The sequence below is a fragment of the Bifidobacterium sp. UTBIF-68 genome (assembly GCF_006408855.1).
In the GTDB taxonomy this organism is placed as follows: Bacteria; Actinomycetota; Actinomycetes; order Actinomycetales; family Bifidobacteriaceae; genus Bifidobacterium; species Bifidobacterium reuteri.
In genome coordinates, this window is sequence record NZ_JFAN01000006.1 from 17,577 (window position 1) to 33,505 (window position 15,929).

Sequence of the window (15,929 nt, forward strand, 5' to 3'; positions counted from 1 at the left end):
TCCGCTGTTTGCTTTACGGTGCTGTCCTAACAAGGGGAGCCAGAATAATTAACGCATTTCTGACGCAAGGCACTAGGTCAAGCGAGCGCAGCAACCACAACACACGACATATAACAACAGGACCGTGGGGAATCATCCCCCACGGTCCTTTGATTGTCCGACATGATGCTCGGCGGCGGCCGTCCAGCGTCATGTGACGTGTGTTTGTTCAGTTATGCTGCCCCGGCATGGTCTGCCGGGAACCGGGCTTTACCAGAGGCCGAACGGATCGGTGAAACCACCGTCGTCGCCGGTGCCACCGTCATTGTTGCCGTTCGAATCGCCGTTGGAACCGTTGCCGTTCTGGTCGTTCTGACCATTCTGACCGTTCTGGTCGTTCTGACCATTCTGGTTCTGGTTGTTGTTGTTCGAGTTGGAGCTGGACGAGCCGTTCACCGACGACTCCTCCTTGTCGAGCGTCACGTCGACGTCCATGGTCTTGCCATCGCGCACGATGGTGAGTGTCACCTTGTCGCCCAGCGCGGCGGCGCGAACGAAGCCCAGCAACGAGTAGTTGTTGTTCACCGCATTGCCGTTGAAGGCCACGATGGTGTCGCCCTCCTTGATGCCGGCATTGTCGGCCGGTCCGCCGGACACCACTGCGGAACCGCCGGCGGAAGGCTTGGTGACCGTCGCACCGCCGCGGGTCACGCCGTCCGCCTCGACGGTGTCGGACTTGATGACCACGCCCAGCGCCACATGCTTGGCGGAGCCGTCCTTGATAATCTCGTCAGCCACGCGCTTGACCAGGTTGGACGGAATCGCGAAGCCGATGCCGATGGAGCCTGCGGACTCGGAGGAGGTGGCGGTCGATGCGATCGAGGAGTTGATGCCAATCACCTGACCGGCCGCGTTGAAGGTCGGGCCACCGGAGTTGCCCGGGTTGATGGCGGCGTCGATCTGCACGGCGTTGGTCACAATCTCGTTGTTGTTGTCGTCGGTCACGGTCACCGGGCGGTTGAGGGCGGAAACGATGCCGGTGGTGGCAGTGTCGTCGTAGCCGAGCGGGTTGCCGATAGCCATCACGTTCTCGCCGACCGCGAGTTTGTCGGAATCGGCGAATTCCACGGCCTTGAGGTCGCTCGGCGGGTTGTCGAGCTTGATCACGGCGAGGTCGGTGGTGGTATCGGTGCCGACGAGCTGCGCGGAGTACATCGTGCCGTTGGCCAGCGTCACCTGAATCTGCTGGGCGCCGGAGATCACGTGGTTGTTGGTCACGATGTAGCCCTCGGTGCTGATGATCGCGCCGGAGCCCTTGGCGGTGCCGTTGCTCAGCTGGGTCTGGATGGAGACCACGGAGCCGGAGACGTCGCCGGCCACGGTCTGCCAGTCAGGCGCTTCTCCGGTTTTGGCGGTGGCGGAGCCGGAGCCGGACTTGTTCGAGGTCACATTCGCCAGCGAGCTCGTGGTCGGCACAGTCACCCAGCCGTAGGTGATGGCCGCGTAGCCAAGTCCAAGGCACAGCGCGGCGGCGACTACGGCTGCGACGACAGCCGCGACAATGCTGCTGGCGGTCTTGCTCAGGCCCTTGGACGCAGGCGCGCCGGGCTGGCCCGGCTGGGGGAATCCGGACTGCGGCGGAACCGGACCGTTCGGAGTGCCGGGTGCGCCAGGGGTTCCCGGAGCACCGTTGGCGTTGCCGGTACCAGCTGCACCATTAGCACCATTGCGCGCACCAAAACCGAAGAGGCCGCCCGCGTTGTTCTGACCGTTGTTCTGACCGTTCGGAGTGCTCTGCGGGGCGAACGGATTGCCGTTGGACGGCGCGGTCGGCTGCGGGTTGTTGGTGAAGTACGGGTTGCGGTTGCCTGGCTGGCCCGGCTGACCCGGCTGCTGCGGAGCGGACTGGCCGAACGGCAGCGGCTGCGTGGGCTGACCGCCGGCGGCCGGAGCGCCCTGCTGGTTTGCGGTCGGCACAGGGCCGTAGGCGCCGAATTCGGGAGCCGGGCGGTACAGCGGCTGTGTGGCGGATTGGCCGGAAGACGCAGACGAAGCGGACGAAGCGGACGAAGCGGACGAAGCGGACGAAGCGGACGAAGCGGACGAAGCGGACGCATCAGTGGATGGCGTCGAAGACACCACCGTGCTTTCACCCTTGGCGGAAGCGTAATCGGGAACGGGTTCGCTCTCCGGAGCCTGCGATGCGGTCGCCGTAGAATCCGGGCCGGGAATCGACTGAGTGGCGGTGGCGTCCACGCCGGTATTGGCGGACGCAGGCTCCTGCGGCTGCGTCACGGACTGCGCCGCCGCCTGCGAAGTGGACTGCGTAGTGGCATCAGTGGTTTGCGGGACCTGCGCGTCCGGGTTCTGAAACTCTTGCGGATTGCCCTGAGGGTCCTGCGGGGTCTGGTCGACGCCCTGCGGGTTGAATTCGTCAGCCATAGCTGCTCCTTAATCATGAAGTTCATATGTTTCGTGGCGCCGTGCCAGTCGTTCGCATCGACCAGCCGCGCCCTCGTGCTCTACCTCTGTAGTAAAGGCATTCAATCTGGAGGTTTTCTGAACGTTCGTTGAAAGTCTATGCGTAATCTTCGAGGAGTCCGATGGATGTCTCGCGAGGTATCTCCGTTCAATGAGGTACATCTCGGGATTTGCGGAAAGGTATCTGCCTTCAGTGTGGTATTGCAAATGGGAAACGACGAGTATGAAGGTTGGAATGACAATGCTTGTACTCGGCATTTCGCGTATGCGGCACCTCATTGAACAGAGATAGCTTTCCGCAGAGGCCGAAAAGTACCTCACTGAAGGCAGTTACCAGATTCCCGCCCCTCCGCCTTCGCCGGCGCTTTCACATTTCCCGCCCTTTTGCTTAAAGTGAACACTATGACGAGTCTTTTGGAACATCCCCTCGGCGCGGAGCCCGGTCAGCCAGGCGACCGCAGCGCCTTCAGCTTTGAAACCATCACCCGGCTGCCCTCAACGGCGGACGGTCTCGGCCGGAATGGCGCGCGATACGGCCGCACCGGCATCATCCACACGCCGCACGGCGACATCCGCACACCCGCATTCGTGCCGGTAGGCACGCAGTCCGCCATGAAGGCCGTACTGCCCGAGCAGATGAAGGAGCTCGGCGCGCAATGCCTGCTCGCCAACGCCTTCCACCTGTTCGAGCGTCCCGGCGAGGACGTGTTGGACGCCGCAGGCGGTCTCGCCCGTTTCATGCACTGGGACGGGCCAACGTTCACCGACTCGGGCGGCTTCCAGGTGATGTCCCTAGGCGTCGGCTTCAAGAAGACGCTGGCTATGGACGTGACCGGCATGAAGTCGGACGACATCATCGCCAAAGGCAAGGAGCGTATGGCCTGGGTGGACGAGGACGGCGTGACGTTCAAATCGCCGCTCAACGGCAGCGCACACCGTTTCTCCGCCGAGATCTCCATGGGCATCCAGCACAAGCTGGGTGCGGACATCATGTTCGCGTTCGACGAGCTCACCACGCTGATGAACACCCGCTCCTATCAGGAGGATTCGGTGGAGCGCACATTCCGCTGGGCGAAGCGCTGCGTGGCGGAGCACGAACACCTCACCGCCGAACGGGTCGGCAAACCATATCAGGCGCTGTATGGCGTGGTGCAGGGCGCGAATTACGAGGATTTGCGCCGCAAGGCCGCAGTACAGATCGCCTCGCTCGACTTCGACGGCGTGGGCATCGGCGGCGCGATCGAGAAGCGCATCATCGGCGACACCTGCGCATGGATCTGCGATGCCATGCCGGAGAATCGTCCGCGTCACGTGCTGGGCATCGCTTCCGTGGACGATATCTTCGCGTGCGTGGAGAACGGCGGCGACACGTTCGACTGCGTGGCTCCCGCACGCTGCGCCCGCAATGGCGCGATTTTCACGCGCAACGGCCGATACAACATCAAGCGCGCCCAGCACAAGTTCGATTTCGGGCCGCTGGAGGAAGGCTGCGACTGCTACACATGCCGCAACTATTCGCGCGCATATGTGGACCATCTGTTGCGCGCCCGCGAGTTCAACGGATTCACTCTGGCCACGATCCACAACGAGCACTTCTTCGTGAAACTGCTGGACGACATTCGCGCCTCAATCGACGGCGGCTATTTCAACGAATTCCGCGACGAGGCCTTGGCGCACTTCTACGGCAACGGGTCGCGCAAACCCGGGCTGTGATTCCGCCCGCATCAGGCGATGTTAAGCGATGCCACGTCTTGCGCTGTGTGTGTGGGATAACGGCGACGAATCTCGCCATTCCGCGCACACAGCGCGAGGCGCATGACGACATGCGATCGACTCTGCACAATAACTTCCGCACAATCCTCGGCGCGCGGCACACGCCACACGCGCGACACGCCGAGGATTGTGCTATCGCGTCTCCGGGTGTAAGTTAGTCGATTGTCTGCGAGTGTGGCGGAATGGTAGACGCGCTGTCTTCAGGTGGCAGTGAGTGTATGCTCGTGGGGGTTCAACTCCCCCCACTCGCACGCAGGAATGAAAGCCCCGAACTGCTGGAATACCAACGGTTCGGGGCTTTTCTGTATATGATGAAACCGCCAAAATATGACGGAAAATATGACAATCTACATTGAACTAGATTGATTCAAATTGAAAAACTCGCCCACAGCGACGTCAATCCGACCGGAAAGCTCGTCAAGATCGTCGTCAAACAGATCGGCGTATACATCCAAAGTCATGGCGGCAGACGAATGGCCCAACATACGCTGTATGGCCTTCACGTTTGCGCCAGAATGCACGGCGATACTTGCCGCCGTATGCCGCAGGTCGTGACATGTCAGCGGCGGCACGCCCGACTGGAATACGGCCGTCTTGTACCAGCAACGATGATTCTTGCCGAGGCTCTGAGGAGCAACATAGCCACCCTTGTCCCCAACGAACACGAGTTCGTCGGGACGCTTGCCCAGAACATGCGCCCGCAACGCATCACGCACAGGTTCGGGCATGGGCACGTCGCGGGATCGGTTGTTTTTGGGCGTGCCCAGCTTGTACGTCTTCCTTACCTTGGTGACGCTTTTCGTGACATGCAGCCGGTTCTTCTCGAAGTCCACATCTTCCACATTGAGCGCCGTGGCCTCACCCCATCGCAGCCCGCACAGGCCAAGAACAAGAATGAGCGGCCTGTATTCGCCGGAGCATTCCGCCAGCTTTGCCAGTTGCGCAGGCGTGAGGTACGTTCGGGGCTTGCGCGTCTTCTTCGGTAGTTGGATGTCTGTTACCGGCGTACGGACAATTCGACCGTCTCTTACCGCCGTCTCATAGATGTTTTTGATGATCCCGAACGCCCGAATGACCACCGACGCGCTTTTTGCCTTGCTGAGGTCGTTAACCCATTGCTGAATCTCCGAGTGCGTGACTTCTCCCAGCCGCCTATGCCCCCATTTAGGCCGCACATGCACGCGCCATGACGTTTCGACGCTGTTGTAATGCGACGGTTTCCACACGCTTTCATGCGCCGCCACCCATTCATTCCCCAACGGCTCTATGAACGCCTTAGAACCTTGCGGATCTACATACGCACCGTCGTTCATTGCGGCCGTGACATTCCGCGCCGCCCAGTCCTGAGACGCCCGCTTGGTCTTAAAACCGCTCTTGTTCTTGTGAACGTGATCCGGGTCGTACCACCACACGCGCCAACGTCTAGACCCGTCCTTGAGATCGTAAGACTGGAACGAAACCATAGAACCTACTCTTCCGAATCGGTGCCGATAACGACCTCTTCCGACGGTGGCAATCTATCAAGTATTTCAGCAAAACGTTTCCAAGCACTAATTCCGTCGTCGGCGTCAGTTTCCTCACTGATGCGCACTGAGTCGATTTGTGGCTTGGAGCGCTCGCAAAATGCAACACGATGTTCTATGAGTTCTTCCGCCTTCTCATCCCGTTCAATGCTCGGCAACGGCTGTATGACGGTTGCCCAGTTCCACACTTGATTACAGCGTAGGTCGTCGGGTCGGCCGGTTATATGCGTCTTCATGTCCCGCGACCCGCTTTCCGGCAACAGTAGCGTCAATGGCGATACGTCAAACACGATGGAGAACGCCATGAGATCGTCCACGTCCACCTTCCGTTCGCCCGATTCAATACGGCGCAATCCCAGCACTGTTATTTCTCGTCCAACGGCTGCCATTCTTTGTGACAATTCCTTGTATGTCATGCCACCACGCAACCGTTTGACGTTATTGGCCACTTGACGCCCTGTTACGTCCACGCCATTCACGGAACGTTTTTTCTTTACCTCGTCACCCATGCTAAACAGCATAGCGCATCAAATTGATGCGTAGTGAATCATGCAACACGCCAATAGATTCAATTTGACATATTTGAGACAAAATGAGTATACATGATGTTGAAAACATCAAATTGATATTAATTGAATCAATGGAGGTATCGAAGATGACAGCAACAGTTACCATCCCCCTGCCGACGATCGATAGCGGCGACGTGTGGATGACCCGGAAGGAAGTAGCGGCGTATGCGAAGACATCGCCGGGCACGCTTGCCACGATGGGCTATGAGAAAAAAGGGCCGAGGTTCTACAAGCCGACCGGCCGCAAGGTCGTGTACAAGAAAAGTGATGTTGACGCTTGGCTTGGCAGCAATGCCGGCCGATTGAAGCGTTCGGCGCTCGCCAGCAAGGAGGCAGCGAAATGAAAGGCTCGCTTCGTTTCGAGAACGAGTACGACATAGATTGTCCGCTGCTGATCGACCGGTATTCGGATGGTTACGCCGTGTTCCAGATCGGCGGAACGCCTGTGGCTCATCCCGTGAGCCTGTCGCCGTCTCAGGTGTCCGACCTCGTGGCGTTCCTCACGAAAGGGGCCGAGTTATGAGTCAGGTTCTCACACTCGCCAGCAAATGCGCGCTTGTGCTGATCCGCGTGGGTTTCGCCGTGTGTTGGTTCGCGTCTCTGGGATTCACCCAGTCGGAACGGTATGGGCCGGCATTTGCGGCGCTTGCCGGTTCGTGTCTGTTCATGTGGCTTATGGAAATGCCCGGCGTCGGAAATTGGGAGTCGACGCCGGGCAGTGAGAGAGAGGTTCCGAACCTTGGGAAAACCCGAAGCCCTCGCGTCGTCCAGTCTACCCCAACGGGACTACGCCGTCGAGCGCCGTTACATGGAGGACGTGGCTGCGTATTACCGGTATCTGAATCGAGCGGCGGAATTGAGGGAGCTGGAATACCTTCATGGCGTGTGGCCTCAGGGTACGCGGCAGACGTACGCGAACCGGTATACGGCGGAATACAACAGGGCGCTTGCGAAGGCGCTGTCGGGACGATGAATCGTATGAAAGGGGCGTTGCTGTCATGACGATAGATTTTGACATGAGCGCGATGACACTGGAGCAGCGGGCGACGCTCACGGATTACTTCACCGCGTTGGACGATATGCCGACCACCACGGCGGCGCATACGCTCGCCATGCCCTACAAGGGGCGTACGCCATTTCTTGTGCCGGCTTCCACTGTGGCAAAACAGCGGCCGAGGTTCTTGGATTATCCGATGATTCCGACCGGGACACTAACGCTTATCGCCGGACGTGCGGGCGTGTCGAAAAGCACGCTAAGCATATACCGCGCCGCGCTCGCCACTCGCGGCCTTCTCGATGGCGATTGGAATGGCAAGCCCGCAACGGTGGCTATCAGCGGCATCGAGGACTCGCAGTCGATGCAGAGAATGAGATTGGAAGCCGCCGGCGCGGATTTGGAGCGAGTGCGGTTCCTGTCCATGTTCGACACGAGCGGAGACGGGAACGGTACGGATACCGGCGTGAGGATACCGGACGATCTGCCAGCACTCGTTGACTCGCTTAAGTCCGAGGGCGTGCGCCTGTGGATCATCGACCCTATCACCTCGTGCATGGATGGGGACAGCAACAAGCGCGATGACGTGCGCCGGGCGCTCGATCCGTTGGCGGCGCTCGCAGCCGACTTGGACATGGCGATTGTCGGCATCCTTCACTTCAACAAGGGTGGCGGCTATGCGTCGGACAAGATCAGCGGCAGTCATGCGTTCCGTGATGTGATCCGTTCTCTGGTGCTCATCGCCAAGGACGATGACAACGGCGATTGCGTCGCCACGATCGATAAGAGCAGCTATACGACGGCTCAGGGCATGTCATACAGCTACGGGCTTATGTCCGTGGACATCGAAGACGATTCCGGGGAAACGTTCGCAGTTCCGAAGGTCACGGGCTTCATGAAGACCGAACGCGACGTGAACGAGGTGATAAACCGCAACATACAGGCGGCGAACGTCGAACCGGCGCACGCGGAACGCGGCGAAGTGCTCGAATGGCTCACCGACTATCTCAAGGACGGCCCCGTGGCATTCAAGGACATAGCGACGGCGGCATGTGCTGAGGGATACAGCAGACGGCAGCTCACCAACGCGCGAGAACGTTCAGACGGCCGCATCATCACCGTTCCAGACCCGACCTATCAGGGACGCGGACAGAAACGGTTATGGACACTCGCCGATATTACCGCCACCCTCGCGCGCGGGGGTACAGAACGCGGAAGTAATCACGGAAGTATTCAAAACCCAATGATTGCAACGTCTCCGAATACTTCCGCGAATACTTCCGCGTTGCAAGCCCCCGCGCGCGCGAGAGAGACGGAACAGAACACGCAAGACCTTGGATTGTTCCCGGAAGGCGAGGAATCATGAGCATCGAAACCACAGTGCTTCATCACACGTTCCAAGTACGCGACCATATGAAGGCCGTGACCCTATGCGGGTTGCCGTGCGAGACGGATCACGAGCGGACGAACGAAACGCAGCGGGGCGATTGGGTCATGTGTTCCTTGTGCGAGCTTCGCGCCACGCTGATCGAAATGGGTTACGAGACCATGCCGGACGATCCACGCAAACACGACGCCGGCCAAGGCGAACAACTGACCTTGTTTTAGGAAAGAGCGACACATGGCACACATGAGCATCAGCAAGCTACCCGAATCGTGGCGTGATCCCGTCACGGGTTTCATCGAGTACAAGCGCGCAGGCGGTTGCAGCGAGAAGACACTACTGACCCGCTACTACCAGTTACGCCACTTCGCAGACACGTTCGACGTGCCGCCTGAACAAGTCACGACTAATCAGCTATTGGAAGCGCTCGCGGACGGGCGCTCTCAGGACTCTCGCAAAGGCTTGCGCAACTGTTTCACGACGTTCTTCCGCTGGATGAAGGCGGCGGGACGCATAGACCACGATCCGGCCGCTACATTGCCGAACGTCAGGAAACCACGCCCGCACCCCAAGCCATGCCCCGACCGGTACATCACTGCCGCGCTCGGCCGCGCCACGGACGGCGAGCGCGTCATGATCCTCTTGGCGGCGGAATGCGGGTTGAGGCGCGCGGAGATCGCCCAAGTGCATCGTGACGACGTGATTGGTACGCAAGGCGCGTATTCGCTCGTTGTGCATGGCAAGGGCGGCAAGCAACGCATAGTGCCTGTTCCCGACGACCTTGCGGAAACAATCACGCATTGCGGCGGCTGGATGTTCCCCGGACGGTGGAAAGGACATTGCGAGGAATCCTATATCGGCAAGCACATATCACGCCTTCTGCCGGACGGGTACGGCCCGCACAAGCTGCGCCACCTGTTCGCCACCGTTGCGTACATGCATTCTCACGACATGCTCGCCGTCAGCGCCGCATTAGGCCACGCGAGCACGGAAACCACGCAAATCTATGTGGCGCTCGCCGACGAATCACTTCGCGGACTCGTGGACGCGGCCACGATCAAGGGGAAAGAAGGCAACGGAATTGGCCTCGTAGACAAAAGAGAAGGCCGGGTATCGCCTTCCACGGACGACGCCCGGCCAACCATGCTCACCCATGTTCCTCTCGCCGACAGAAGAACAAGGGCTAGTGATCGATCACATGCAAGTAACAGTACACCGACCAGCAAGGAAGGATCAAGCATCATGGAACAGACGCCAGACGCCGTCACGCCGGAACAGGACGCGCCGGCTACGCCGCAAACCGACGAAACCACACCGCAGACGGCCAAACAGACAACGGACGATAAAGAGGTCGCACAATCCAAGGAAGCCACGACGGCGGACGAAAACGACACGGGAGAGCAGACAGACAGCGATACCGACGACGCGGACGCCGAAGAGACCGAAGGTGGCGAAGAGCCGGACAACGAGAACAGCGAAGCCGCGAAATGGCGCATCAAGGCGAAGGAAGCCGAAGCGCTCGCCGACCAGATGGAACAGAAGCTTCACGACTACCGTATCGAACAGCTCGGAAGGGACATAGCCGGCTACGGCTGGCACGAAACGGCCCCCGACCTCGCCGAAGACCTCGCCGAACTGGACATACAGGCGTACTTCACGGAAGACGAAGAACTCACCGAGGAAGGAAAACGAATAGTGGAAGAGCTGAAAAGCGCGTACCACCCGTACAGCATATGGCGGCGCAACCATCCATCACCGTCTAGGCCACTGTCCGACAGGTCATATGACTTCGGCGGATCACCAAAAGAACGATTCAGGAACACCATCATGAGCGCGGGAGGCCGGCAATGAAGAAGACAAAAGCGGCGATGCAGGCCGAGAAATACCGCAAACGGTTCGCTGCCGCCAAGGATCGAGTAAGCAAGGCATGGCAAGGGCAGAACTTCATAGGCAGCAGGGCGATAAGCTATCTTCTCCAAGACACGAGCGCAAAGACAGAGATGGCCGAGGCAAGGCACATGAACAAGTTCTTCCAGACCATGCACGTCGAAAAGGTCATAGACGAACACGGGAACGTCGACCTTCAACAGCTCGCGGCGCTCGCCAGCGAATATAACAAGCATTACGACGGGCACGTCTATTGGCGTAGACGGCTGATGTGGTACGACATGGGGATGTCAACCCCAGACGATCCGCTGTATAAGGCCAAGAAAGCCAAATACCGCATAGTTCACCAAGAGATAGACTCAAAGAACGAAGCTTTTCTAGACGACATACGGAAGAAGCACAGGAACGGAGAGATACCCGACTGGGAGGCGAAGATGTTTGAAGACCTTCATGGCTGATCGAAAATCATGAGCGCGGCGGGGCTTTGGGCTACACTTGGGTATTGACACGGATGTTCGATGTGGCTTGAGGCCCCGCCGTCCGTTTCTCCAAGCCCTTGCGGGGCACCGTGGCGCGGCAGTGCGCACGGCAGACATACATACATGCTTTTTCACACCCGTAAAGGATCATCATGGCATTTACAATCACCAGCCAGAACAAGGGCGCTTTCCCCGACGTACAGCGTTTCGCCCCGGAAGACATCATTCCCGAAGCGCTTATCATCTCCACCAGCAGCATCGGCGCGAACGTGGAAGGCGACGCGCCAAGCGTCCGCGTCCCGTTCGTCAGCGAAGACCCCGAAGCCGATATCGTCAAGGAAGGCGAACAGATCAGCGAGGCCGACCCTGAGCTTACCGAACTGACCGTGAACACGCACAAGCTTTCAGTGCTACACCGGATCAGCCGAGAGGCATACTCGCACGACGGCGTGGGCGAACTGCTCACCAACAGCCTAGGCCGAGCCGTCATCAAGAAGGCCGACGCCATCTATCTCGCCAACAAGCCCGCTGAGGGAGAGGCCGGCCCCATCGGACTCGTGAACACGACCGGCATCGTGGACGGCGGAAACATCGACACGAACCTTGACACGCTCACCGACGCCATCGCCACCGTGCAGACCAACGGAGCCGAGCCGACACACATCATTGCCAGCCCGACCGCATGGGCGTACATCCAGAAGATGAAGGCCGGCAACGGCTATAACACGCCACTCATCGGCTCGCCCGCCGAGGCCACGGCGCTAAGGCTCGCCGGCCTTCCCGTCGTCATCAACAAGAACACGCCGGCCGGAACGCTGCTACTGATCGACCAGTCTCAGATACTCAGCGCCGTGGGACAGCTCGAAGTGGCAGTGTCGGATCAGCGTTACTTCGACTCGGACAACTACGCGATCCGTCTCACGTTCCGTTTCGGCTTCGGCGTGCTGCGCCCCGACCGGCTCGCCAAGATCACCGTAGGAGCCGCAGCAAGTGGCAAGTCCGCGAAGGCATAGGGGCGGTATACCCTCCCCCATGCGCCTAGCCCCTCCACGGTCATAGGGCCCCATACCCCCGCAAAACGGTTTTATCCCAGAAGAAAAAGCCGACACAGCCCCGGAAACCACCATAACGGCCGCTTCCGGGGCTTTCCCATACCCCCACTAGACCCGATACACGCCGCAAGACAACGGCGCACACGAGCAAAAACCGGAACGCCACCACCACGGCAATACCCGAAAACGTTGCAATACCGCCGTTTAAGCGTAACAAAACCATAACCAAGGAAAAGCAAGGCACATGAACGACATCGAGACCGAACAGCTGCGCCGGCGCATCAATGCCAAGACTGATAGACAGGCGGGCGGGCACTGGATATGGACGGCACACACCGACTCAAGCGGCCACCCCGTTATATCCATAGGCAACAAGCCGCAACAAGCCCGCCGCGTCGCCTACGAACTCACGCACGGCCCTATACCGACCGGCAAGGTCGTAACCGCCACATGCGGCGCAACCACATGTGTAAACCCCGACCATCTCGAAGCCGTCACCCGCTCGCAATCGACCACCAACCGCAAAGCGTCCAGCCTCAGCACCACCGGCGTGCGCGGCGTCACATGGCGCAAAGACCGCAATTGTTACTTAGTCGCCATACGCATCAACGGCCGCAGACACCGCAAAAGCGGGTTCCACAGCATTGAGGAAGCCGCCCAATACATCCAAACCATACGCAACCAATGAAACCCCACCCGAGGGCAGAGTCGCATTGAATAGAAAGCCCCCACCCTTCAAGGCAGAGGCTCGCATCGCAAGGACAAGTCTAACACCAAAGTGCAAACGACGGAAGACTTGTAAGAATCATTCGATATGATGAAAATATGACAATCTACATTGATTTACACTGATTTACACTGATAAACAATCATAAAGAAACGTTGAAATATCAACGAAAATGGCTTGATAACAACAATCCCGGATGTTTCAACTCCCCCACTCGCACGCAGATGGGAACCCCGGAAACGTTGAAATGTCAACGGCTCCGGGGTTTTTCGTAACCGCAATGAATGGGAAACCCTACCTAAGACCCTACAATCTCTGATAAGCCCTGTTGACTGGCGTCGATTACAGATTTAGTGTCAAAACGTAGGGTCTTGCTCGCGTGTGTCGTTGGTGTGTCGTCGGTTAGCTTGACGCGAAAGATGCCGTAAATATGCCAGCCTCGATTTCGCGACGCCGGAATGTCGGAAATCGCGTCGCTGAAGCTTTGTCTCGGGCGGGATAAGGAGAGCTTTTACCGAGACGACGACGTAGCCGCATCCTCCACGAGCAGATACATCGCATCGCTCCAGTACTTAGGGCGCGGATTCAACGACTCCCCCACCGCAGCCCCTTCCCAACGCACACGATTGCCGGAAATCAGCAGCGCAATCTCCGCAGCATGCCCTCGCCAATCGCGTGCTTTTCGCAAATGCCACATGAACTTGCGAGCTTGCGAGCGCATTGTCGGCGACTAGCCCGGAAACACTGGTTGCCGCAGGCGGAGCGGATCAGTATGGTGGGAGAGCCGGTAAACGACCAATTGTGCGCACATTATCGGGTACTGCCACGCAGAGGGGAGGTCTGATGAACGTTGCAGACGACGTCCGCAAGCGTATACGGAACAATGCTGATACCTCCATCGCGGCCACCTCCGCATCACCGACGCGACCCGCAGACGCAGAGGCTGCGCCAGCCGAGTCCGCGCAACCCACGCACACCGCACAAGATCGGCAGACCGCACACGACGCAAACACCGCGAGCCCCAGCGTCACACCGCACTCGGTAGGACCAGCACAACCCGCTCGCACCACTCGAACTCGGCAAGTGAGGGTGCTATCACCAATGGCGGCACCCTCGCGCCCGCGCAAGCCCAACAGCGAATCCAACGGCAAATCCAGGAAAACGGCCAAGCGATCAGTCAAGCCAACGACCAAACCGGAGAAGTACGCGCGTGGCACTAGGTCGTACACGATGTCGCACATCCGCGGCAAGGACACGTCGATCGAGGTGGCGGTGCGCAGCTATCTATTCCGGCGCGGCCTGCGATTCCGCAAGAACGACAAGCGCTACCCCGGCCACCCGGACATGGTGCTGCCGAAGTATCACACAATCGTGTTCATCAACGGATGCTTCTGGCATGCGCACAAGGACTGCCCGAAGTACTCGATGCCGAAATCCAATGTGGAATTCTGGACCGCGAAGCTGACGCGCAACCGCGAACGCGACGCTCGTCAGCACGCCGAACTGGAAGCCGCCGGCTGGCGGGTCATCGTGGTGTGGGAATGCGAGCTGGGCAAGGCCACGCGCGAGGAGCGGCTGGCCCGGCTGTATGAGCAGATCATGGGCGACGCCTCCATGGGCTGAGCTCCTCGAGAAATCACAGGATCCCTTCAGCCGCGCCTCATCAAGGCACCTATACTTTGTTACGGTAGCGTAAGTTAATGGCCGGCCAAGCGACGCCGGCCACATCGAGGTGATGAGCATGAGCGTTTCCACCAGCGCACCGGCCACGCGGACGATGGCCTCCGGCACATCGCGTGCGTCTTCTGCGGTCGCAGGCCAAAGGAGCCAAAGGAGTCACGCGCGAACAGACGCTGCCGCATTGGCACGCGCTGCGGCGCGCTACCAAGACGCCCGCGACCGTTACCGTCATGCCAAAGCAGCCCTGAAAGCGGCCAAGCGCCAAATCGTCCCTGTCGACGCATTCGGCAATCGCAAGCCCCGCCTGCGCGGATGGCTACACCTCATCACCTTGCCGCTATGCATCGCGGCTTCCATCGTACTGATCTGCATCGCGCCGGGCGGCCCCGTCAAAGCGGCATGCGCCGTATACGGCGCCTCGGCCATCCTGCTGTTCGGCAACAGCGCGCTGCTGCACGTCGTATCCTGGCACAGCGCGAGGGTGACCCGCGTGCTGTGCGGCATCGATTACTCGAACATTTTCCTCATCATCGCCGGGACCAATACGCCCGTGCTGTTCGCGCTCAGTCCGGCGATTCGGCGGCCGTACCTCACGGTGATCTGGGCGACCGCCGCAATCGGCACGATACTGCATATTGTCTGGCTTCAGGCTCCGAACTGGGTATTCACCACCGTGTATGTGGTGCTGGGGCTGGCTCCGGTGACGCTCATCCCACAGCTATGGACGGCGCCTGCGGTGGGACCGGCGGCAACCATACTTATCGCTTGCGGCGGTGCCGCGTATATCGCCGGTGCCGTATGTTTCGCGCTGCGCAAGCCGAATCCCGTTCCCGGATGGTTCGAGTTTCACGAAGTGTTTCACGTGGGCACGGTCATTGGGTACGTCTGCCATGTCGTGGCGATTTATCTGATTGTGTGCGCGCTGTAGCGCGGGGGCTTGGTGGTGCGGCTTGGTGCGGCTTGGTGGTGCGGCTTGGTGTAGCTTGGTGTAGCTTGGTGGTGCGGCTTGGCGTAGCTTGGTGTAGCTTGGTGGTGCGGCTTGGCGTAGCTTGGCGTAGCTTGGTGGTGCGGCTTGGCGTAGCTTGGTGTCTTACGTGTCTTGGCGGGGCAAAACCTCGGACCAGCCGATGACCTGCTCCACTATCCCATTCCCAGCAGGGGAGGGTGTCTAATTGTTTGTGTATGGGGTTGCCGGGTGAAAGGATATTATGATGGTGACCTCGCATGATGAAGTAGGGTGCGGCGATGGTGCCGTTGCCGTGGGTTCCGCCCGTGAGCTGGTGGATGGTCTTGTTTCGTCGGGTTCGTTGGATTCCCTGTTCGAGCGTATAGACAGGGGCGATGTGGAGCCGGCCGGCGATGGGGGTCTGATCCCGGAACTGGTGCGCGCGGCCCTGGAGT

General features: G+C 59.5%; 16 protein-coding genes, 1 tRNA gene and 1 pseudogene. 14 read left to right on the top strand and 4 right to left on the bottom strand.

What is annotated here, in order from left to right:
• Positions 1-249: 249 nt before the first annotated feature.
• Positions 250-2,421 carry a S1C family serine protease gene (locus tag BW14_RS02235; RefSeq protein ID WP_140489204.1) on the bottom strand — a complete coding sequence of 724 codons (2,172 nt, stop codon included), beginning with the start codon at positions 2,419-2,421 and terminating at the stop codon, positions 250-252.
• A 441-nt stretch (positions 2,422-2,862) separates the two neighbouring features.
• On the opposite strand from BW14_RS02235, the gene tgt reads away from it, so the two are divergent.
• The gene (tgt, locus tag BW14_RS02240; RefSeq protein WP_140489205.1) at positions 2,863-4,173 is read left to right on the top strand and encodes a tRNA guanosine(34) transglycosylase Tgt; all 1,311 of its coding nucleotides are present in this window, start codon (positions 2,863-2,865) and stop codon (positions 4,171-4,173) included.
• 228 nt (positions 4,174-4,401) lie between these two features.
• Positions 4,402-4,484, top strand: a tRNA-Leu gene (locus BW14_RS02245).
• A 96-nt stretch (positions 4,485-4,580) separates the two neighbouring features.
• Here the strand turns inward: BW14_RS02245 and BW14_RS02250 are convergent.
• Both BW14_RS02250 and BW14_RS02255 read right to left on the bottom strand, forming a co-directional pair.
• Positions 4,581-5,696 (bottom strand): site-specific integrase, encoded by a 1,116-nt coding sequence (locus tag BW14_RS02250; protein ID WP_140489206.1) that lies wholly within the window; start codon positions 5,694-5,696, stop codon positions 4,581-4,583.
• Between the two features lie 5 nt (positions 5,697-5,701).
• Positions 5,702-6,265 carry a helix-turn-helix domain-containing protein gene (locus BW14_RS02255; protein WP_140489207.1) on the bottom strand — a complete coding sequence of 188 codons (564 nt, stop codon included), beginning with the start codon at positions 6,263-6,265 and terminating at the stop codon, positions 5,702-5,704.
• Positions 6,266-6,411: 146 nt separating this feature from the next.
• Between BW14_RS02255 and BW14_RS02260 the strand changes: the two genes are divergently transcribed.
• From BW14_RS02260 to BW14_RS02300, 9 genes are all read left to right on the top strand, one after another.
• Complete coding sequence (locus tag BW14_RS02260; protein WP_219847181.1) at positions 6,412-6,669, top strand: AlpA family transcriptional regulator; 258 nt, start codon at positions 6,412-6,414, stop codon at positions 6,667-6,669.
• A complete protein-coding gene (locus tag BW14_RS02265; protein WP_140489208.1) occupies positions 6,666-6,848 on the top strand; it encodes a hypothetical protein in 183 nt (60 codons plus the stop codon). Before BW14_RS02260 ends, BW14_RS02265 begins: the two co-directional genes overlap by 4 nt.
• Positions 6,849-7,064: 216 nt before the next feature.
• Entirely contained in the window at positions 7,065-7,298 is a 234-nt protein-coding gene (locus BW14_RS02270) for a hypothetical protein (RefSeq protein WP_140489209.1), read from the top strand.
• 25 nt (positions 7,299-7,323) lie between these two features.
• Positions 7,324-8,685, top strand: a complete 1,362-nt coding sequence (locus tag BW14_RS02275; RefSeq protein WP_258186030.1) for an AAA family ATPase — start codon at positions 7,324-7,326, stop codon at positions 8,683-8,685.
• Positions 8,682-8,927, top strand: coding sequence for a hypothetical protein (locus BW14_RS02280; protein ID WP_140489210.1), 246 nt, complete (start codon positions 8,682-8,684; stop codon positions 8,925-8,927). Before BW14_RS02275 ends, BW14_RS02280 begins: the two co-directional genes overlap by 4 nt.
• 13 nt (positions 8,928-8,940) lie before the next feature.
• Entirely contained in the window at positions 8,941-10,554 is a 1,614-nt protein-coding gene (locus tag BW14_RS02285) for a tyrosine-type recombinase/integrase (protein WP_258186031.1), read from the top strand.
• Positions 10,551-11,048, top strand: a complete 498-nt coding sequence (locus tag BW14_RS02290; RefSeq protein ID WP_140489211.1) for a hypothetical protein — start codon at positions 10,551-10,553, stop codon at positions 11,046-11,048. The genes BW14_RS02285 and BW14_RS02290 overlap by 4 nt, the downstream gene beginning before the upstream one ends.
• Before the next feature lie 173 nt (positions 11,049-11,221).
• A complete protein-coding gene (locus BW14_RS02295) occupies positions 11,222-12,082 on the top strand; it encodes a phage major capsid protein (protein ID WP_140489212.1) in 861 nt (286 codons plus the stop codon).
• Between the two features lie 283 nt (positions 12,083-12,365).
• Positions 12,366-12,809, top strand: coding sequence for an HNH endonuclease (locus BW14_RS02300; protein WP_140489213.1), 444 nt, complete (start codon positions 12,366-12,368; stop codon positions 12,807-12,809).
• A 550-nt stretch (positions 12,810-13,359) separates the two neighbouring features.
• Here the strand turns inward: BW14_RS02300 and BW14_RS11845 are convergent.
• Complete coding sequence (locus BW14_RS11845; protein WP_181162093.1) at positions 13,360-13,536, bottom strand: hypothetical protein; 177 nt, start codon at positions 13,534-13,536, stop codon at positions 13,360-13,362.
• A 413-nt stretch (positions 13,537-13,949) separates the two neighbouring features.
• On the opposite strand from BW14_RS11845, the gene BW14_RS02305 reads away from it, so the two are divergent.
• The 3 genes and pseudogenes from BW14_RS02305 to BW14_RS02315 all read left to right on the top strand — a co-directional run.
• On the top strand, positions 13,950-14,471 hold the full coding sequence (locus BW14_RS02305; RefSeq protein ID WP_140489214.1) for a very short patch repair endonuclease: 522 nt from the start codon (positions 13,950-13,952) through the stop codon (positions 14,469-14,471).
• A 118-nt stretch (positions 14,472-14,589) separates the two neighbouring features.
• Complete coding sequence (locus BW14_RS02310) at positions 14,590-15,456, top strand: hemolysin III family protein (RefSeq protein WP_140489215.1); 867 nt, start codon at positions 14,590-14,592, stop codon at positions 15,454-15,456.
• A gap of 280 nt (positions 15,457-15,736) precedes the next feature.
• Positions 15,737-15,929, top strand: a pseudogene (locus BW14_RS02315) (hypothetical protein); the annotation flags it as partial.